Here is a 19271-nt window from a genome sequence, read left to right on the forward strand (position 1 = left end):
CGGCTCCCGCGCCGCCGGGGTCGGTGCCGCCGGAGCCGGGGGTGCAGCTGTACGACCCCGACCGGGCCGTGGTGCGGGCCGGACGCGTCGACGCCCTGGCGGAGGCCACGGACGGCGCCGAGGTCGGACCGGATGCCGGGTACGTCGTGTCCGGGGCACAGGTGGACCTGCCGTGGGCCCGGCGCTACGTCATCCGGGAGGTGTTGCCGGCCGCGCCCAAGGCGGCCCGGGCGGCGTTGCGCGCGCAGGGAATCGGGCGGGTGACGATCAAGAAGCGCGGCACCTCGGTCGACCCGGACGCCTTTCGCGCCAAGCTTCGCCTGCCCGGCGGCGGCACCGAGGGCATCCTCGTGCTGACCCGCACTCTCCGCGGCTCCGTCACCCTGCTCGTCGACCCGGTGTGAGCTACTGCAGGCCGAAGCCGCGCTCCTGCAGGGTGCGGCGCAGGTTCTGCCGTCCGTCCATGTACTCGTAGCTGACGCTGCCCCCGATGGCGTCGGCCCAGGTCTTGGGGCGCATCCCGGAGGCGGTCCGAAACTCCAGATAGGCCCGCTCATAGGCCGCCAGCCAGCCGTCGGGACGCTCGTTGTAGCGCTCGCGGTGCAGCACGACGTTCTGCGCGGGGCGAGGGCGCACGTTGGTGTCTCGCTGCGGGTCGGGACGACCGACGACCATCCCGAAGACCACGATGCTGTGCCGGGGCAATCCGACGAGTTCGGCCACCTCCTCGGCGCGGTTGCGCATCGAGCCCAGGTAGGTGACGCCCAATCCGATGGACTCCGCGGCGACGACGGCGTTCTGCGCGGCCAGCGCGGTGTCCACTGCGCCCATGAGGAACGAGTCGAGGTAGTCGAAGACCTCCCGCGGGACACCCTGGGCGCTGGCCGTCTCGTGGTTGCGCGAGCCGTCGAGCACCCACAGCAGCACCGTCGGAGCCTGCGCGATCCACTCGTTGACCCCGGCGCCCTCAGGCTGGCCCGGACGCTGCTCACGGGCCAGATAGGCCAGCCGCTCCCGAGTCGTCGCATCGGAGACGGCGATGACGCTCCACTGGTTGAGGTTGGAGGAAGTGGAGGCCGACTGCGCCGCCGCGACCATCGTCTCCAGCGCGCCGTCAGGAAGCGGATCGGGCAAGAACGCTCGCACGGACTTGTGGGCGATCAGCTGCTCCACCTGGGCATTCCAGATGATGTTGTCGGGCTTGACCTGGCTGCCGTAGCGGGCGTTCAGCAGGTCGTCATGGCTCGCGGTGGGCACTCATACCTCCTCGGGACGCCGACACCACCGGCTGCGGCGTCGCTGCGCCACACTTGCACAGTCCCTCGCGACGAGTGCGATCGCGTTCCCGACTCGAGGAAGATGAGGTCGCCTCCGTCAGCTGCAACCTGACCTTGCTTGTCGATGCACCAGCGCGTGGCAGCGGCGGAGGCGGTCGCGCCACCAGGCGGCGCGCTCGGGCGCGACGGCCAGGCGGGCCAGCCGCTCGCCGCGGGCCGCGTCGACCCACAGCGGGTAGGCGATGAAGATGTCGTCGAAGCCCGCCTGCGCGAACGCCTCCGCCTCGGAGACGGTGGCCACCGTGATCCCCCGCGCCCCGGCCTGCACCTGCAGGCGCGCGATCTCGAGGCACTTGTGCGTCTTGACGTGCGGGCGCAGGTCGGCGCCGACCGCCGCGGCCCGCTCCTGCATCGCCGTGATGTTGTGTCGCATCGTCGCCACATCGAGGGCGAGAAACGGAGTGGGGCGCGGGAGTCGGTCCGACGTTATCGAGGTGGGCATGCCTGGATTCAACAGCAGCCCGCTGTCGGGCGACAGGGCGGCTGCGACCGGGCGCGGCGGCGGACGCAGCGGGCGGGCGGACGCAGCGGGCGGCCGCAGACTCGGCTGGCTCGGCGGCCGGGGCGGGGGCGCGGGGTGCGGAGGGCGGCTGCCTGGTTGCGGCCTGGTTGCGGCCTGGCTACGCCCGGGCGCGGACTCGGCTGCGGCACCGCCTCCGGGGGCGGTGGCACGATGGGACGGGGATCCGGGCGGGGGCAGAAGCGGCGGAAGGGGAGGGATGACGGGGACGACGACGCTTCCGGCGGTGCGCTGGTGGCAGTCGCTGCGGCTGCGGATCGCGGCGGGCGTGGCGCTGGTGGCGATCGGGGTCTCGGTGGTCATCGGCGCGGTCGTCGACAACGCGGCGGCCGTCGACGGGCGCGAGCGCCTGCGCGCCCAGGCCCTCGACCGGCTCGACGCGGCGGTCGTCTTCTACGACAGCCGCGGCGCGCTGCGCTTCGGCGCGGCCGTCAACGACCCCGCGCTGCCGTCCGCGCTCGGGGAGGCCAGCGTCGAGCAGGTGACGTTCTTCGACGGGCAGACGATGTACGCGGCCCGGTGGCTGAACAGCCGCGAGGTGCTCTCGGTGCGGCTCTCCGGGCAGGAACTCGCCGATCAGCGCAACGAGCTGCGCTGGGCGTGGGGCCGCGCCGCCGCCCTCGGTGCCGCGATCGCCGCCGTGCTGGGCTGGCTCGTCGGCACGTGGCTGTCGCGGCGGTTGCGGGCCGGGGCGCAGGCGGCGGTCGCCATCGCCGCCGGCGATCCGCAACGCCGCGCCGCGCAGCCCGGCCGCGACGAGGTCGCGCTGCTGACGACCGCGCTCGACCGCATGGCGCTCGCGCTGCAGCACCGGCTCGAGATCGAGCGGCATTTCACCGCCGACGTCGCGCACGAACTGCGCTCCCCCGTCACCGACTCGTCAGCGCCGCCGAACTCCTGCCCGGCGACGAGGTGAGCACGCTGGTGCGCTGGCAGGTCGCGCGCCTGCGCCGGCTCGTCGAAGATCTCCTGGAGATCTCGCGGCTCGACGCGCCCACCGCCTCCGTCGACTGGCAGGACTGCGACCTGGGCGCGGTGCTCACCACCTGCCTCGAGCCGTACGGGGACCAGCTCGACCTCGACGTGCGGCGGGCCGGCGTGGCCCGGGGCGAACCGCGCCGCATCGAACGCATCGTCGGCAACCTCGCCCGCAACGCCCTCGCCCACGGGGCGCCGCCGGTGCGCGTCGAGGCGCGCGGCACGACGATCAGCGTCACCGACTCCGGGCCGGGGTATCCGCAGGAGCTGCTCGCCGACGGTCCGCGTCGGTTCGCGACGTTCACGCGCGGCAAGGGCAGCGGCCTGGGGCTGACGATCGCCGCCAAGCACGCCGAGGCGATGGGCACGCACCTGCGGCTCAGCAACCGCGCCGAGGGCGGGGCGTGCGCGCGGGTCGAGCTGCCGCCGACGGAGCCGGTGACGGGCCCGTCGACAGGCTCGGTGACGGGGCCGGGCGAGGAGCCGGGGTCGGCGCCGAATCGCGGGTAGCGCGGAGCGGTGGCGCGGCACGGGCGCCAGCCCCGCCTCAGCCGGTCGGGCTCACCTCGACGCCGGGACCGACGCCGGGCAGGTGGTAGACCTGCTGGTTGGCCTCACCGGCTCCCTGACCCTCGACGGTGACGGTGAGTCGCCGGTAGGTGGCGGCCGCCTCGTCCTCGACGAGCTGGTCGGCGACGACCCGCACCGGGAAGCTGATGTCTTTGCCCTCGGCGCAGCTCGGGCTGCAGTCGTTGGTGACGACCTCGCCCGCGCCCACGGCCTCGTTCTCCCCCCACCCGCGCCAGGTCAGACCCTCGAGCACCTCGTTGCCGTCGGCGCAGGAGAGCACGAACGACGACGGCCGTTTGACCCGGGAGTCGGGGTCGCACTCGGCCATGTACGTCACCTCGGCGCGCGCGGCGATGCGGTCCTCGGCGGTCTGCGCCGTCCATTGCGGGTGCATTCGAGGCGCGCTGTCGGCCACGCTGCAGGCCGACATCGAGGCTGCCAGGCAGGCCGCCCCGCCTCCGGAGAGGGCCGCCACCGTCAGCGCGCGCCGCAGCTTTGCGCGAAAGGACGGGCGTGCCGAACTCACCGACATGGGCTGCCTCCTCTCAGCGTGCGGGGTCGTGTCCGACCGTGCTCGAGCCTGACGGCCGGCGCGCGGGGAACCGTCGACCTGCGACGATTGGCGCGGTTCGGCGCCGAGCCTCGGTGTTGCCCCACAGTGTGCCCCGATGACTTCACAGCGAGCTCACACACGCCGCAACGCCCGCAATCCCGACCTGTCTCATCATGTATGACGGTCGATTTGTTGATCCATAAGGTTGTGTCATAGTTGGGCCGTCGCCGGTTTCGACGTCACTGTTCTCACCCAAGGACTTTCCGATGACGCGCTCTGTCAGCCTGATCTCGCGCCGCACGGTCGATCTGCTGCGCGTGGCCAGCGCTCTCTGTCGAGACTGACGCGACTCGCCGGGCTCCGCCGCCCAGTTCCCCGATCGGGGCCGCGGCACACCCCCTGAGCCCGAGCCGTCGGATACGCCCCACATCCGTCAGACCTCCCCCAAGGATCATCCATGCCTGCTCTTGTTCTTCTCGCCCTCGTGGGCTTCGGCGCGCAACTCGTCGACGGCTCGCTGGGCATGGCCTACGGCGTGACCTCGACCACGCTGCTGCTGGCCATCGGCACCAACCCGGCGGCGGCGTCGGCCACCGTGCACCTCGCCGAGATCGGCACCACCCTCGCCTCCGGCGCCTCGCACTGGCGCTTCGGCAACGTCGACTGGAAGGTCGTCGCCCGGGTCGGCATCCCCGGCGCGATCGGCGCGTTCCTCGGCGCGACGTTCCTGTCGTGGCTGTCCACCGAGGCGGCGGCGCCGATCATGGCGCTCGTGCTGCTCACGCTCGGCACGTACATCCTCATCCGCTTCACGTTCCGGGGCGTCTCGACCCGGCACCTCGGCAAGCCGCTGCGTCGCCGGTTCCTCGGCCCGCTCGGGCTGTTCGCCGGGTTCGTCGACGCCACCGGAGGCGGCGGCTGGGGACCGGTCGGCACCCCGGCTCTGCTGGCCAGCGGCCGCATGGAGCCGCGCAAGGTCATCGGCTCGATCGACACCAGCGAGTTCCTCGTCGCGGTCGCAGCCAGCGTCGGCTTCTTCTTCGGCCTCGGCGGCGGCGCGATCGTTCCGTCGATGGCGCTGGCGATCCTCATCGGTGGCCTCATCGCCGCCCCGATCGCCGCGTGGCTCGTGCGGCACGTGCCGCCGCGCCTGCTCGGCTCCGCCGTCGGCGGCCTGATCGTCTTCACCAACGTGCGCACCCTGCTACGCAGCGACTGGATCGACGCCTCCGCCGGCGTGCTGCAGATCGCCTACGCGGTGATCGCCGTGATCTGGGTGGCCGCCATCGCGTACTCCGTGCGGGCCTACCGCGCCGAGACCCGCGAGCAGGCGCTGGAGCAGGAGCGCGCCGAGGAGTTCGAGTCGGCCAACGAGCGCGCCTGACACTTCTCGCGCTCGGCGAGGGCCCCGGTGGTGCATTCCACCGGGGCCCTCGCCGTTTTCTTCAAGACCGACTCCGGTGCGGGCGCCCACGCTGGTGACATGAACACCACCGAGACCAAACCGCAGCTCTTCCACTGCCTGTGCTTCCGCGACGCCGACGCCGGCATCGCCTTCCTGCGCGCCCTCGGCTTCACCGAGCGCCTCGTCGTCCGCGACCCCGACGACCCCTCCGTCGTGGTGCACGCCCAGTTCCAGTGGCGCGACAACGGGGGCGTCATGTTCGGCTCCGTGCGCGCCGACGACCCGGCCGGGTTCGCTTCGCGCCCAGGGGTGTCGGCGTGCAACCTCGTCGTGCCGACCGACGCGGACGTCGACGCCGCCCTCCAGCGCGCCCTCGACGCCGGCGGCCGGCTCGTTGCCGGACCCACCGAGCCGCCCTACGGCGGCCGGACCGTCACCGTCTCCGACCCCGAGGGCAACCTCTGGAACATCGACTCCTACCCCGGGGAGTGACGCGGGCTGTTTCAGGCGGTAGCGGGGCCGTCAGCGGAACCGAGCCTGGTGCGGGATTGTCCACTCGACGCGCGTCGAGTGGACAATCCCGCAACCTCGACCAATCCGCAGGTCGCTGACCTGCACAGACGCAACCGACCCGCCGAGTGTCCACTCGTGAGTGGACACCGCACAGAGATGCTTGTCTTCGAGCAGTCTCGAGGGACCGGGCTGGGGCCGCGCCGTCGCCCGCTGAGCGCCGTGGCCCCCGCTGACCGCCGGGGCCACGGCCGCCGTGACCACCCCCGTCCGTGAAGACTGCGCGTCACGGTGAGGACTGCGACACGAACCGCAGTCCTGATCACGACACGCAGTTCTCAGGGACGTTGGGCGTCAGGCGCCCATGGTCGGGGGCAGGAGCACGGCGACGACGCGACCGCGCGCCACCGCCGCCTCGGCCGCCGCGTCGGCCTCCTTGTCGGCCTCCTTGTCGGCCTCCTTGTCGGCCGCCGCGTCGGCTGCGGTGACGGTGAGCGCGACGACGACCTTGCGGGCGGTGATCTCCTCGATCTGCCCGCGGACGACGAGTTCGACACCCATCGGCGTCGGCGCCAGGTAGTCGACCTCGAGTCGACCCGTGACGAAGCGCAGCGGGGGCTCGGTGTCGTTCGGATCGCCCATCGTGCGGCCCGCCGCGCGGTAGGCGGCCCCGGCGGCCGAGCCGGTGCCGGAGCAGTCGACGAGCGAGGCGATGAGCCCGCCGTAGACGTAACCGGGCACCGCCGTCTGCTCCGGAGCCGGGGTGAACCGCGTGACGGTCTGGTCGCCGTCCCAGGTGGTGCGGATGTGGTGCCCGTCGGGGTTGAGTCGTCCGCAGCCGAAACAGGCGGCGACGTCGTCGGGATAGTGGTCCTGGAAGGCCTCGCCGGGCGACACGGCGCTGTTGCTGCTCATCCGGCCACTGTGGCCGATGACGGCGGCCTCGCGCAGGCCGTCGGCAGCCACTGCCCGAACGCCGCGGGGCCCGGCCGCCCCGTGACTCCGCGTCCCCGCGCCCAGCCACACGGCGGGTTCAGCTGCCCGCTTGCGGGTCCTGCGTCCCGGCTGTCAGCTGCTCAACCCAGGCGGCGACCTGCGCGTGGCTGGTCAGACGCACGATCGGCAGGTCGGGGCGTTGCGCGGCCAACCCCCGCACCAGCTCTCGCGCTTGGTGATGCGTGCGCCAGGCCCAGCGGATGATGCTGTCGCGGCGGACCACCGCCCGCCACAGCGGGCCCTCGACGTTGCCGTTCCACAGTTGCGTGCGGCGCAGCCGGCGGGAGACCGTGCGCGCGACGACCTGGCGCATGACGACCGCTCGCGGCAGATCGAGCCACACGAGCAGATCGGCGGACCGGGCGAGCAGCGGCCGCGCCTGGGTGTACTGCCATTCGGTGACCCAGGCGGGCTGCGCGACGAGGAGTCGCACCTGCTCCTCGAAGTCGGGCAGCCGCGTCCATCCCGGTCCGTGGAACAGCGCGTCCAGTTCCACGTGCGGGATGTCGAGCGTCACGCCGATGCGCCGCGCCAGCGTCGTCTTTCCCGAGCCCGATGAGCCCGCGACAAGGATCCGGCGGGGCCCACGCTGCGAGAGCGGCGGCGGCCCCGCATCGATCTGCGCGTCGGCCGGCGCATCGGCCGGCGAGGTGGGCAGCACCGTGAGGTCGCCGTCCACGTCGACGTGGGCGGCCCCCGAGACGTCGGCGCGAGCCCAGGCGGATGGCGGCACCGGGCGGGCACCACCAGACCCGGGCGTCGGGGGCGCGGTCACCCACCCTGTCTACCAGCGGCCCCGAAGATAGTGGGAAGATCCGCCGCGCAGACGCGGCAGATTTACCACGCTATTCGGCACCCCGAAGAGCGGCGCCGGGCACCCCGTAACTCCACACATGGACATGCGGTTATGCGGGATTCGCCGTGGTCGGCGTAGCGTGAGACGACGACCTGTTCAGGGAGGCCCGGGAGGCACCGTGAAAATCTCCGTCGATATCGACTGCACGCCCCAAGAGATGCGCACCTTCTTCGGACTACCGGACGTCGAGCCGATGCAGCAGGCCGTGCTCGAGGAGATGCAGCGCCGGATGATCGCCTCGATGGATCAGATCTCGCCGACCACGCTCCTCAAGGAGTGGATGGCCCCGATGGGGGCCATGCAACAGGCGTTCCTCGGCGCGTTCACCAACGCCGCGCAGGGCGCGGCCAGCGCGGCCAGTGCCGCCGGCGGCCGGGCGCGCGGCACCAGTTCGCGGCGTCGGCGAACCGAGGAGGACTCGGAGAGCTGAGGATTCACCGGGCGAAGACGGCCTCGTTCACTCGCCTGGCTCAGTCCGCCACGCCGGCGTCGGGCTGCCGGGAGGCCAGGCACCGAGCACTCACCCGAGCACTCACCCGGCTCACTCGCCCGCGTTCTCCTGACGGGAGCCGACGCTGCCGTCCGCTCGGTGCCACTGCACGACGAGTTCGTCGCGGGTCCCGAACCGCACGAGGTGGCGCCCGAGCACGTCCTCCAGCCGCTCGACGGCCTCCGGAGCGGCGCTCAGCGCCATGACGAGCTCGCCGGGACGGCAGGTCAGCACGGCGTGATCGCCGGAGTCGCCGAAGGCGACGGTGCCGCGCTCGGCCCGCTCGTCCCACTCCGCCCGCGCGCGGCGTCCGAGGTGCGACGCGAGCTGCTTGCCGTACCGGGCCGGCCGGTTCGTCGCCACGACCGCCTGGGACACGGGCGGATCCGCCGGCGCCGGCGAGTCGGGCGCGCCGGAGCCGGGGATGGGATCGCGAAAGGAGTCGCGGGCCGCATCGGCGCCGAGGCGGTCGCCGGGCCCGTCGAAGTCGGGTGACGTCATGGGCCGATTGTCGCCTGCACGGCCGCGCGGGCGGCCGGCGGTCGGCCGGTCGTGAGGCTCCTGTGAGGTTCGCGAGAGCGGCGCGAGAGTCGGCCTCCGTAGCGTGGTCGTCACGAGGTCACCACAGGCCTCGACCGCGGGCGGGGGGCGAATCCCCAAGCCCCGCCCGCGGCGCCCCGGAGACAGGGGGTCCGGGCCGTCCGGCCGGTCACCGCGCGAGGGGTCGGTGACCGGCCGGACGTCGGCGACTCGACCGCTCAGCGCAGGTGGCGCGGCTTCTCGAAGAACAGCGTCGCGACCCACCCGACGAGCACGACCGCGGCCGGCAGCAGCATCGATTCGGCGAGCGCCCGCGCGAACGGCTCCAGCAGCGGCGCGGGCAGCCCGCCGCCGCCCGCCTGCATCTCCCCCGCGGAGGCGGCTCCGGCGCCGAGGTGCGCGCTGAGCCGCGAGGCCATGAGCACGGCGATCGCGGCGCTGCCGAGCACCGAGCCCATCTGGCGGGTCGTGTTGTAGACGCCGGCTCCGGCTCCGGCGAGGGCCATCGGCAGGTTGCGGTTGGCCGACGTCGACAGCGGCCCCCACACCAGCGAGCTCGTCGCGCCGAGCACGACGGCCGCGAGCAGGATCGCCCACGTCGGCGAGTCCGGGCGCATGAGCCACGCGAGCAGCAGCACCGACATCGACAGGCCGAACAGCCCGATGCCGCCGAGGACCCGCGGGTGGGTGCGGTCGACGAGCCGCCCCACCGGCCGCGCGAGCAGGATCGACATGACGGCCTGCGGAGCCAGCAGCAGCGCGGCCATCGTCGGCGAGAGCCCCCGCACGAGCTGGGCGTAGATGGTGAACGGGAACATCATCGCGGTGATCGTGAAACCGACCGTCGTGATGCCGATGTTGGCCAGGGAGAAGTTGCGGTCGCGGAACAGGCTCAGCGGCACCAGCGGGTCTCGCGTCGTGCGGCTCTGCCACCACACGAAGACGACGAGGGAGACGGTGCCCAGGCCCAGCAGCAGCGGCACCGAGATCGGTCCGTAGATCGTGCCCCAGTCGTGCGACTCGCCCTCCTGGATGGCGAACACCCCGCAGAACAGCCCGAACGCCGAGAGCACGACGCCCACCCAGTCGAAGCTGCGCGCGTGCGTCGGCAGCCGCGGCACGAGCCGCCACGCGAGCACGAACGCGAGCACCCCGACGGGCACGTTGACGAAGAAGATCCACTCCCAGCCGAGGTGGTCGATGAGCACGCCGCCGAGCACCGGGCCGACCAGGGTGGCGACGCCCGCGGTCGCGCCCCACAGCGCCATCGCCGAGCCGCGCCGGTCGGCCGGGAACGTGCGGGTGATGACCGCCATCGTCTGCGGCGTCATCATCGCCGCGCCGAACCCCTGCACGGCCCGCGCCGCGATGAGCATGCCGATCGAGCCGGACAGTCCGCACCACAGCGACGCGAGCGTGAACACGACGAGCCCGCTCTGGTACATGCGCTTGGGGCCGTAGCGGTCGCCGAGACGGCCCGTGATGAGCAGCGGCACGGCGTACGCGAGCAGGTACGAACTCGTCACCCACAGCACGGCCGTGATGTCGGCGCCGAACGCCCGCATGAGCGCCGGCGTCGCGATCGAGACGATCGTGGAGTCGACGAGGATCATGAAGAACCCCAGGACGAGCGCCCACAGCGCGGGCCAGGGGTTCGCGGGCAGGCCCGTCGGAGCCGATGCGGCGCCGGGCGGGGACTGCCGAGGCCGCCCCGACGACGCGGACGGCTCAGACGGCTCGGACGGGGCGGAGACGGCGGACGGCGCGGTGGCCGGCGTGACGCCGGGATCGGTCACGGGCGCTCCTGGTTCTGGCTGGTTCTGGCTGGTTCTGGCTGGTTCTGGCTGGTTCTGGCTGGCTCTGGACGGCTCTGGGCGGCTCTGGGCGGCTCTGGACGGCTCTGGATCAGGTGGGTTCGCCGGCGGCTCAGCGGATCTGCCGGGAGGGCTCGGGTCCACGAGCGACGCCGGGCGGGACGGAGGCGGACGGTCGTCGCGACAACTGCGCCTCGGCCGCGCGAGCGCGCAGCGGTGCGGGTGCCTCCACAGTATGCGCGCCCGCCTCGCGGCTGGAGCACGCGTCCCACCTGCGGAGGCCGAGGGCGCGCCCTGCCCCGGTCGCGGGCCCGATCGCCGCGCTCGGCCGAGCCCGCCCCGTCGGCGGTTTACAGCACGCCGTCGACCGGCCGGCCGTCGTCGAGGTAGCGGCAGCGGGACGGGTCGTCGAGCACGCTGCGGACCCGGCGGCTCACGGCGGGCCGCAACAGCTTCACGGCGGTCTTGTCGGGCACGAACCGGTGCTGCTCGATCTCGGAGGCCTGCAGCCGGATCGCCCCGCGCACGTCGGCGTCGTCGGCCTCACAGGCGAACAGGAACCGCAGCCCCAGCAGGCGCCCGGGCTTGGCGGGCCGGGTGTCGACGCAGACCAGCCGCCCCGCGGAGACGGTCAGCCCCGTCTCCTCGCGGACCTCGCGGCGGCAGGCGTCCCACGGGGTCTCGCCGTCGGCCTCCATGACACCGCCGGGCAGGGTCCAGCCCGACTTGTACGTCGGCTTGAGGATCAACAGGCGCCCGGAGGGGTCGCGGATCAGCGCCCCCGCGGACGCGGCGACGACGGGAGGGGCCGACCAGGTGCGTGCCATGCCACCGATCCTCGCGGACGTCGGCGCCGCCGGCGACACCACCCCGCGGCGGGTCGTGCGACGACTGCCGCGGCTCGGCTGGAGGGGCCGGGGCTGACGACGACGGCGCGCTGAGACCGCGCACGGGCGTTCGCCCGGCCCTTGGCAGCGTTCGCCCGGTCCTTGGCAGGCTGGATGCCATGACCAACACCACCCACGTGCGGATCGAACGGGACGACCTGTCTCGGAAGGCGGTGCGGGCGCTGGTCGCGGAGCACCTGCAGGACATGTACGCGACGTCGCCGCCGGAGAGCGTGCACGCGCTCGGCCTCGACGCCCTCGTCGGCCCCGGGATGACCCTGTGGTCGGCGTGGCGCGGCGAGGAGCTGCTCGGCTTCGCCGCCCTCAAGGCCCTCGACGAGCGTCACGCCGAGATCAAGTCGATGCGCACGACGCGGGCGGCCCGCGGCAGCGGCGTCGGCGCCCGGCTCCTCGCCCATCTCCTGGAGCAGGCGCGCGCGGCCGGGTACGCCCGGCTCAGTCTCGAGACCGGCGCCCAGGACTTCTTCGTCCCCGCGCGCGGCCTGTACGAGCGGCACGGTTTCGCGGTGTGCGGGCCATTCGCCGACTACACCCACGACCCGTTGAGCGTGTACATGACGCGGGAGCTGTGAGACCGCGGGAGGCGCGATGTCCGACGTGACGGAATTCGCCTCCGGCGCTCCTCACGCCCTACCGTGGAGTCACGCCTCCCGCGGGCGCGCCCCGACCCCATCCGCAGAATGAGCCATGGACCTGCCGAGACGCCCTGACCCGTTTGACCATTCCGAACCGGCCGACCTCCCCGCCTCCGCGGCGGACCGCGCCCCGCACCGCGCGAGGCCGACGTCGTGACCGAATTCCTCGCCCTCCTCGGCGGCGTGCTCGTCGTGTTCGTCATCACGGTGGCCACCGGCTACTTCGTCGCCCAGGAGTTCGCCTACATCTCGGTGGACCGCTCGCGGCTCGGCGCCAAGGCCGCCGCGGGCGACGACCAGGCCGAACGCACCCTGGCCATCACGCGCCGCACCTCGTTCATGCTGTCCGGCGCGCAGCTCGGCATCACGGTCACCGGCCTGCTCGTCGGTTACGTCGCCGAGCCGCTCATCGGCCAATCGATCGGGTCGATGCTCGGCGGCGTCGGCGTGCCGACGTTCATCTCGGTCGGGCTCGGCGCGGTGATCGCCATCGGCTTCTCGACGGTCGTGCAGATGCTCTTCGGCGAGTTGTTCCCCAAGAACGTCGCGATCGCCCGCCCGGAGCCGCTGGCCTTGTGGTTGTCGCGTAGCACAAGCATCTACCTGCGCATCCTCGGCCCGTTCATCTGGATCTTCGACCAGGCCTCCAACACGCTGCTGCGGCTGCTGCGCATCGAGCCGGTGCACGACGTGGAGCACTCCGCCACCGCCCGCGACCTCGAGCACATCGTCGAGGACTCCCGCGAGAGCGGCGACCTGCCGGAGGAACTGTCGGTCATGCTCGACCGGATCATCGACTTCCCGCGGCGCACCGTCTCCCACGCGATGATCCCGCGGTCCCGCACCGACGTGCTGCGCGACGACGACGACATCGCCGGCGTCCGCGAGAAGATGGCCGGCGGCCACTCGCGCTACCCGGTGCTGACCGGGGAGACCGATGACGTCATCGGCATCGTGCAGCTCGCCGACGTGCTCGCCACGCACCGCCCGCACACCGACTCCCTGACGACGATCATGCGCCCGCCGCTGGTCATCTCGCACTTGACCGCGCTGCCCGAGGCACTGCGCATGCTGCGCGAGTCCCGCAACGAACTCGCCTGCGTCGTCGACGAATACGGCGGACTGACCGGGGTGCTCTCGGTGGAGGACCTCGCCGAGGAGCTCGTCGGCGAGATCACCGACGAGCACGACCCGGAGGCGCCGGAGTACGAGCCCGTCGAGGGCGACGGCATCTGGGTGATGTCCGGGGACGTGCACGTCGACGAGGTCGAGCGGGCGCTGAACATCGACCTGCCTCGCGGCAGCTACGAGACGGTCGCCGGCCTGGTCATCGACCAGTTCGGCGGGCTGCCTCCGGAGGGCACCCGGCTCGACATCGCGCTGCCGGACGACCCCGGCGACTACGCGCTCGAGGAGCCGCCGCCGACGCGTTTCCTGCAGGTCGTCGTACTCGACGTCGACCGGCACGTGCCGAGTCGGGTGCGGCTCACGCTGCCCGACGAGCTGCTGCCGCAGAACCGAGGCAACGGCGCCAACGGGGGTGAGGACGCGTGAACGGGTGGATGACCGCGGCGATCACGGTGCTCATCATCGGCTTGAGCGCCTTCTTCGTCGCCATCGAGTTCTCGCTGATCTCGGCCAAACGGCACCGCATCGAGGAGGCGGCCGCCAGTTCCCGGTCGGCCCGGGCCGCGCTGCGCAGCTCGGCGGAACTGACGCTGCTGCTCGCCGGCTCCCAGCTCGGCATCACCGCCTGCACGCTGGCGCTCGGCGCGATCACCAAACCCGCGCTGCACGACGCGATGGCGCCGCTGCTGTCGGACTGGGGACTGAACGCGCGGGTCGCCGACATCACCGCGTTCGTGCTGGCCCTCGTCGTCGCGACGTTCCTGCACCTGGTGATCGGCGAGATGATGCCGAAGTCGTGGGCGATCGCCCACCCCGAGCGGTCGGCGATCCTGCTCGCGATCCCGATGCGCGGGTTCATGTGGTTGACCCGGCCCATCCTGCGGGCCCTGAACACGTCGGCGAACCGGCTCGTGCGGCTCGTCGGCATCGAGCCCGTCGACGAGGTGGCCTCGGGTCAGGACCCCGACGCGCTGCGCCAGCTCGTCGAGCACTCGGCCAACGTCGGGGCGCTCGAGGCCAGCTACCGCACCCAGATCGAGGGTGCGCTGGAGCTGCGCGAGTTGACCCTGCGCGACCTCGTGCGGCCGCGCTCGGCGCCCACCGCCCTGCCGATCGGCGCCAACGTGCGCCAGGTGCAGGATCTCGCGCGGCGCTCCGGGCACCTGCGCGTGCTGCTGCGCGACCGCACCCGCTTCACGCACGTCGTGCACGTGCGCGACACGCTGTCGGCCGGTGACATCAGCGAGCCCGCGCTGCCGTTCGCGCGGCCCGTCTTCGAGCTGGCCGCCCGCACCCCGGTGCACGAGGCGCTCGCGACGATGCGGGAGACGAAGAACCACCTGATCATCGTCAAGGAGCAGGGCAAGACCGCCGGCGTCATCACCCTCGGCGACATCCTCACCCGCATCCTGCCGACGGCCCCGGAGCCCGATCAGGCCGGTCGTCCCGCGACCGGCACCGCCGCCAGCGCCCCCGGTCAGGCGCAGACCGTGGCGTCCGGCCCCGGCGCACAATCCGCGCCCGAGGCGACCGTTGCGTCGGGCCGCGGCGGGGCCACCGTCGCGTCGGGTGACAGCGGGGCCACCGTTGCTCCGCGCCCCGACCAGGGCGCACAGTAAGGGTCGGCGCCGGGGTCGCGTGGCCGCGTGCCCCGTGGCCCGGCGCCGGTTCGACCGCTCCCTGCCGCTCCCCCGGGCCCCTGACGGGCTCGCCGCTCGACCGGAGGTTTCATGACGTCACGCGAGAACGAGCCCTCGGCCTTCGCCTGGATCTTCGGCTCGGTCCTGGGCCTGGCCGGTGCCGCCGCCGCGATCTTCACCGGCGTCGTCCGGCGCCGCCGCCGGATCGTCGTCGAACAGGTCGCCGTCCCCAAGCCCTCCCCCGACAACTGACCCCACCCCCACCCCCGACGAAGGCCGCCCCCAACACCCCTTGGCCGAAGGCTGCCCTTTCGGTCGAGGGCTCGTGCTACAGCCATAGCCCTCGGCCGAAAGGGCAGCCTTCGGCCGGGTGTGAGTGGGCGGGGTGCGGATTCATAGGTTCCGCATAGCGTTTCTCCAGTGAACCGTGTGGGGTTCTCCAGCGCTCGTCCAGTCGGACGGAGCATCGTCGCCTCGACGCGCAGTGCGCCACATCGCCACGCCGAGGCTTCAGGAGGCCGCCGTGCCCACGCACACCGAAACGCCCTACTCCACCCAGCCGCTTACCGCGGCCGACGACCGGGCCGGCACGACGCCCGGCGTCACCCCGGAGTCGACGCAGCACGCGCCCGCGGACGCGCCGCGGCGCCGGCGGTGGGTCGAGTTGGCGACGGTGGCCGCGCTCGCCGCGGCCGTCGGAGGCGGTGTGAGCTACGGGGTCGCGGGCGCGGTGAACACCGCCTCCGGGACGGCGGGTACCGGCCTGACGGCAAGCGCCGAAACGAGCGCGCCGAACGCCGGCCCGAACGCCGACCCGAATGCGGTGACGGGCGCGGACTGGTCGGCGGTGGCGGCGAAGGCGTCCCCGTCGGTGGTCGCGATCGCGGTGCAGAGCGCGCAGGGCGGCGACGAGGGGTCCGGCGTCGTCTGTGACGGCAAGGGCGACATCGTCACGAACAACCACGTGGTCGCGGCGGCGGGCGCGGGCGGCACGGTGCAGGTGCGGCTCGGCGCGCAGACGACGTACGAGGCGAAGGTCGTCGGCACCGACCCGACCACCGACCTCGCCGTCGTGCGTCTCACCGACCCGCCGAAGGACCTGCGACCGATCGGCCGCGCGAAGAGCGGTTCGCTGGCGGTCGGCGACCCCGTCATGGCCCTGGGCAACCCGCTCGGGCTGTCCGGCACCGTGACCACCGGCATCGTCAGCTCCCTGGACCGACCGGTCACCACGCAGGCGATCAGTTCGGACTCCGCCGGCTCCGACCAGCTCGGGAGCCAGTCGCCGGCCCAGGCACCGGCGCAGGAGGTCGTCACCGACGCGATCCAGACCAGCGCCGCGATCAACCCCGGCAACAGCGGCGGCGCGCTCGTCGACGCCGCGGGCAACCTCGTCGGCATCAACTCCTCGATCGCCTCGCTCAGCTCCGGCGGCGGCCAGGCCGGCAGCATCGGCATCGGCTTCGCGATCCCCGTCGCGGAGGTCGGCACGGTCGTCGACCAGCTCATCGCCAGCGGCAGCGCGCAGCACGCCTCACTCGGGGTGAGTGTCGCCGACGCGACGGTCAAGAGCGGGTCGGCCACGGTCTCCGGAGCCGGTGTGCAGCAGGTCGTGCCGGGCTCGGCCGCCGCCCACGCGGGCCTGCAGACCGGTGACGTCGTCACCGCGGTCAACGGCCGCGCGATCGACGGCGCCGACGGTCTGGTCGGCGCGGTCCGCGGACTGGCCGTCGGCAGCACGGTGAGGCTCACCGTCTCCGCCTCTGACGGCTCGACCCGCGACGCGACGGCCACCCTCACCGCCCAGTCGTAGGTGGGGGTGGCTACTGCAGGGCTGAGGTGAGGCGGAAGACGCTGTCGAGGTAGCGCTGCAGGTAGGGGCGCTCGTTCCACTCGGCGAGGGTGAGTTCGCGGCACTGGGTGCGGTATCGGCCAGCGAGGTCGTCGATGGCGGTGACGGCGTCGCCGCCGAAGGTGAGCAGGCTGATCTCGTAGTTGAGCCCGAAGCTGCGCATGTCCATGTTGCTGCTGCCGATGACGGCGACGCGGCCGTCGATGACGAGGAACTTCGTGTGCAGCACCGCCGGGCTGGGGTAGCGCCGGATCCGCACCCCGGCTTCGAGCAGCGCACGGTAGTACGACGATTGGGCGTGATCGACCATGAACTGGTCGGCCTGTTCGCTGACGAACAGCTCGATGTCGATGCCGCGGTACCCGGCGGTGGTGACGGCCGCCAGCAGCGACTCGTCGGGCACGAAGTAGGGGCTGCAGATCGAGATCCGCTCCTGCGCGGCGTGGATGAGGCTCGTGAACAGCCGCAGGTTCGGCTCCGTCGTGAACCCCGGCCCGGACGGCACGAGCTGGAAGGCGTTGCCGGGGCCGCCGACCGGTACGGCCGACGGGATCGCCTCGGTGCGCTCGGCGAGCAGCTGCTCACCCGTCTCCGTGTACCAATCGACGACGAAGACCGCCTCGATCGGCCGCACGATCTCGCCGCGGACGCAGATCATCGCGTCGTGCCAGTGCCGCCCGGCGCGCACGTTCGCGGGCATGAGGTAGGAGGAGTCGATGAGGTTCTGGCTGCCCATGAACGCGACGTCGCCGTCGACGACGAGCAGCTTGCGGTGGTTGCGCAGGTCGACGCGGCGGAACCGACCGCGCAGCAGGTCGATCGGCAGCATGTAGCGCCACCGGATGCCCGCGTCGTCGAGCCGCCGGCCGAGGTGCTTGAAGCCGGGGTACTTGCGCGAGCCGATGTGGTCGAGCAGCAGCCGCACCTGCACCCCGCGGGAGGCGGCCCGGCTCAGGGCGGCGAAGAGCACCGCCGACGTGTCGTCCCAGGCGGTGATGTAGATCTCGACGTCGACGTAGCGCTGGGCCTCGTCGACCGCCGCGGCCATCGCGGCGAACGACTCCGCGTAGTCGTCGTAGAGCGCCACGTAGGTGCCGGTCACGCAGGGCAGGCTCGTCAGCCTCCGGTTGAGGTGCAGCAGCGAGCCGATGCCCGGGGGCGGCTCGCACCCGGCCGGGATCGTCGGCCGGTCGGCCAGCCCCTCGTCGGGCAGCTGGTTGGCCTTGCCCTGGATGCGGTGCCGGCGCCGGTTGATTGTCGCGCTGCCCAGCAGCAGGAACAGCGGCAGCCCGACGACCGGCAGGAAGAGGATGAGCAGCAGCCACGCGGTCGACGACGACGGGCGGCGGTTCTCCGGCACGACACCGATCGCGACGATCTTGATGACGTACTCGATCACCACGAACGCCGTGCTGAGAAACGCGGCAAACGTCATGCGAGGAACTCGGGCACGCGGTCCTTCGGGCGGCCGATGATCGCCCGGTCGCCGCGCACCAGCACCGGGCGCTGCATGAGCCGGGGGTGTTCGGTGAGCACGGCGACGACCTGGTCGACGCTGCGCACATCGGAGTCGGTGAGGCCGAGTTCCTTGAAGGCGGCGTCGCGGCGCACGAGGTCGGTCGGCGCGTCCTCGAGCTTGGCGAGCAGGTCGCGCAGCTCGGCCTCGTCGAGCGGGCGCTTGAGGTAGTCGTGGATCTCCACCTCGGAGCCGGCCCGTTCGGCCTCCGCGAGCGCGTGCCGGGAGGTCGAGCAGCGCGGGTTGTGCAGGATCGTCACGTCAGCCATGCGCTCACCCTAGGGGTGGCACCGGCTCCGGCCTCAGCTCGATAGAGCTCGAGTGGTCGTCGCCCCTGCGTCGTCTCCCTACAACCGGCGGGCGAGCCGCCCCAGCTGGGCGACGAGGGAGCGGGCCAGCACCTCGTGCCCGGCGGCGTTGGGGTGGTCGCCGTCGGCGGCGAGCAGCGCGGTGCAGTCGCGCGACCCGGCTCCCTTGAACGGGCGGTAGCCGTCGATGTAGCGGGCGCCCGCGGCGTGCGCCGCCACCTCGATGGCCGCGTTGACGCGAGGGGTCAGCCGGTCGGAGCCGCGCACGTAGGCGGGGCCGAGGGAGCGGCCGACGGCGCCGTCGCGAAAGACGTTCCAGTAGCCGACGGCGACGACCTCGGCGCGGGCGTTGCGCTGCAGGTGGTAGATCCGGCTCAGCGCGGTCGACAGCCGCCGGCGCATGGCCCGGATCTGGGGGCCGTAGCAGCGTTCGATGCGATCGGAGCACGCGCTGATGCGGGCTGCGGAGAAGTCGTTGGCTCCGGCCTGCACGATGACCAGTTCGCTGGGCGCGAGCTGTCGCCGCACGGCCGGGCTGGAGACGGTGCGCAGCAGCCGGTGGGTGTCGTCGGCGCTGGCCCAGTTGACGACCGAGACCGGCCGGCCCTGCAGCGCGCCGATGCGCCGGGCCGCCAGCTGGACGTACGGGGTGCAGCCGCACGCCCCGCCCGAGGGCACCGAGTCGCCCAGCCCGACGACCCGCAGGGTGGCCCGC

22 protein-coding genes are annotated in these 19271 nt (G+C 72.8%); 11 read left to right on the forward strand and 11 right to left on the reverse strand.

The features are described 5' to 3' along the window. The coding region (locus PINTE_RS23290) for a THUMP-like domain-containing protein (RefSeq protein ID WP_444543861.1) at positions 1-404 on the forward strand (404 nt) is incomplete at its 5' end. Between the two features lies 1 nt (position 405). On the opposite strand, the gene PINTE_RS14310 is transcribed toward PINTE_RS23290, so the two are convergent. Both PINTE_RS14310 and PINTE_RS14315 read right to left on the reverse strand, forming a co-directional pair. Beyond that, a complete protein-coding gene (locus tag PINTE_RS14310) occupies positions 406-1257 on the reverse strand; it encodes a nitroreductase family protein (protein ID WP_068432008.1) in 852 nt (283 codons plus the stop codon). A gap of 117 nt (positions 1258-1374) precedes the next feature. Then, positions 1375-1779, reverse strand: a complete 405-nt coding sequence (locus PINTE_RS14315) for an alanine racemase (protein WP_084343615.1) — start codon at positions 1777-1779, stop codon at positions 1375-1377. Positions 1780-2056: 277 nt separating this feature from the next. Between PINTE_RS14315 and PINTE_RS22005 the strand changes: the two genes are divergently transcribed. Together PINTE_RS22005 and PINTE_RS24775 are read left to right on the forward strand one after the other, a co-directional pair. After that, positions 2057-2773: a HAMP domain-containing protein gene (locus PINTE_RS22005; RefSeq protein ID WP_157087262.1), complete on the forward strand. Its 717-nt coding sequence runs from the start codon at positions 2057-2059 to the stop codon at positions 2771-2773. Further along, complete coding sequence (locus tag PINTE_RS24775) at positions 2770-3345, forward strand: sensor histidine kinase (protein WP_068432016.1); 576 nt, start codon at positions 2770-2772, stop codon at positions 3343-3345. Before PINTE_RS22005 ends, PINTE_RS24775 begins: the two co-directional genes overlap by 4 nt. Before the next feature lie 37 nt (positions 3346-3382). Here the strand turns inward: PINTE_RS24775 and PINTE_RS14330 are convergent, their stop codons facing one another. Continuing rightward, complete coding sequence (locus PINTE_RS14330; RefSeq protein ID WP_157087263.1) at positions 3383-3937, reverse strand: hypothetical protein; 555 nt, start codon at positions 3935-3937, stop codon at positions 3383-3385. A gap of 478 nt (positions 3938-4415) precedes the next feature. Between PINTE_RS14330 and PINTE_RS14335 the strand changes: the two genes are divergently transcribed. Next, positions 4416-5342, forward strand: a complete 927-nt coding sequence (locus PINTE_RS14335; protein ID WP_068432023.1) for a sulfite exporter TauE/SafE family protein — start codon at positions 4416-4418, stop codon at positions 5340-5342. Positions 5343-5441: 99 nt separating this feature from the next. After that, entirely contained in the window at positions 5442-5855 is a 414-nt protein-coding gene (locus PINTE_RS14340) for a VOC family protein (protein ID WP_068432042.1), read from the forward strand. 372 nt (positions 5856-6227) lie between these two features. Here PINTE_RS14340 and PINTE_RS14345 read toward each other — a convergent pair whose 3' ends face one another. Together PINTE_RS14345 and PINTE_RS14350 are read right to left on the reverse strand one after the other, a co-directional pair. After that, positions 6228-6788, reverse strand: coding sequence for a PaaI family thioesterase (locus PINTE_RS14345; protein ID WP_068432046.1), 561 nt, complete (start codon positions 6786-6788; stop codon positions 6228-6230). Between the two features lie 118 nt (positions 6789-6906). Then, positions 6907-7644: a P-loop NTPase family protein gene (locus tag PINTE_RS14350; RefSeq protein WP_306304861.1), complete on the reverse strand. Its 738-nt coding sequence runs from the start codon at positions 7642-7644 to the stop codon at positions 6907-6909. Between the two features lie 199 nt (positions 7645-7843). Between PINTE_RS14350 and PINTE_RS14355 the strand changes: the two genes are divergently transcribed. Next, positions 7844-8155 (forward strand): DUF6489 family protein, encoded by a 312-nt coding sequence (locus PINTE_RS14355; RefSeq protein WP_174524020.1) that lies wholly within the window; start codon positions 7844-7846, stop codon positions 8153-8155. Between the two features lie 111 nt (positions 8156-8266). On the opposite strand, the gene PINTE_RS14360 is transcribed toward PINTE_RS14355, so the two are convergent. From PINTE_RS14360 to PINTE_RS14370, 3 genes are all read right to left on the reverse strand, one after another. Continuing rightward, on the reverse strand, positions 8267-8716 hold the full coding sequence (locus tag PINTE_RS14360) for a DUF2218 domain-containing protein (protein WP_084343617.1): 450 nt from the start codon (positions 8714-8716) through the stop codon (positions 8267-8269). Between the two features lie 257 nt (positions 8717-8973). Further along, positions 8974-10368 carry a DHA2 family efflux MFS transporter permease subunit gene (locus PINTE_RS14365; RefSeq protein WP_245642957.1) on the reverse strand — a complete coding sequence of 465 codons (1395 nt, stop codon included), beginning with the start codon at positions 10366-10368 and terminating at the stop codon, positions 8974-8976. Between the two features lie 551 nt (positions 10369-10919). Continuing rightward, positions 10920-11396 (reverse strand): NUDIX domain-containing protein, encoded by a 477-nt coding sequence (locus PINTE_RS14370; RefSeq protein WP_068432027.1) that lies wholly within the window; start codon positions 11394-11396, stop codon positions 10920-10922. A gap of 179 nt (positions 11397-11575) precedes the next feature. On the opposite strand from PINTE_RS14370, the gene PINTE_RS14375 reads away from it, so the two are divergent. The 5 genes from PINTE_RS14375 to PINTE_RS14390 all read left to right on the forward strand — a co-directional run bounded on the left by PINTE_RS14375 (position 11576) and on the right by PINTE_RS14390 (position 16693). Then, the gene (locus tag PINTE_RS14375; RefSeq protein ID WP_217996597.1) at positions 11576-12049 is read left to right on the forward strand and encodes a GNAT family N-acetyltransferase; all 474 of its coding nucleotides are present in this window, start codon (positions 11576-11578) and stop codon (positions 12047-12049) included. A 216-nt stretch (positions 12050-12265) separates the two neighbouring features. Next, on the forward strand, positions 12266-13666 hold the full coding sequence (locus PINTE_RS14380) for a hemolysin family protein (RefSeq protein WP_068432030.1): 1401 nt from the start codon (positions 12266-12268) through the stop codon (positions 13664-13666). After that, on the forward strand, positions 13663-14859 hold the full coding sequence (locus PINTE_RS14385; RefSeq protein WP_306304863.1) for a hemolysin family protein: 1197 nt from the start codon (positions 13663-13665) through the stop codon (positions 14857-14859). The genes PINTE_RS14380 and PINTE_RS14385 overlap by 4 nt, the downstream gene beginning before the upstream one ends. A gap of 111 nt (positions 14860-14970) precedes the next feature. Then, a complete protein-coding gene (locus PINTE_RS22785; RefSeq protein ID WP_157087264.1) occupies positions 14971-15132 on the forward strand; it encodes a hypothetical protein in 162 nt (53 codons plus the stop codon). 271 nt (positions 15133-15403) lie between these two features. Continuing rightward, complete coding sequence (locus tag PINTE_RS14390) at positions 15404-16693, forward strand: S1C family serine protease (RefSeq protein WP_157087265.1); 1290 nt, start codon at positions 15404-15406, stop codon at positions 16691-16693. Positions 16694-16703: 10 nt separating this feature from the next. Here PINTE_RS14390 and cls read toward each other — a convergent pair whose 3' ends face one another. The 3 genes from cls to PINTE_RS14405 all read right to left on the reverse strand — a co-directional run. Then, positions 16704-18167, reverse strand: coding sequence for a cardiolipin synthase (gene cls, locus PINTE_RS14395; protein WP_068432034.1), 1464 nt, complete (start codon positions 18165-18167; stop codon positions 16704-16706). Then, positions 18164-18517, reverse strand: a complete 354-nt coding sequence (arsC, locus tag PINTE_RS14400) for an arsenate reductase (glutaredoxin) (RefSeq protein WP_068432036.1) — start codon at positions 18515-18517, stop codon at positions 18164-18166. The genes cls and arsC overlap by 4 nt, the downstream gene beginning before the upstream one ends. Before the next feature lie 78 nt (positions 18518-18595). Next, a partial coding sequence (locus PINTE_RS14405) for an SGNH/GDSL hydrolase family protein (protein ID WP_068432039.1) occupies positions 18596-19271 on the reverse strand: 676 nt, incomplete at its 5' end.

The organism is Piscicoccus intestinalis NBRC 104926 (assembly GCF_001515525.1).
Taxonomy (GTDB): Bacteria; Actinomycetota; Actinomycetes; order Actinomycetales; family Dermatophilaceae; genus Kineosphaera; species Kineosphaera intestinalis.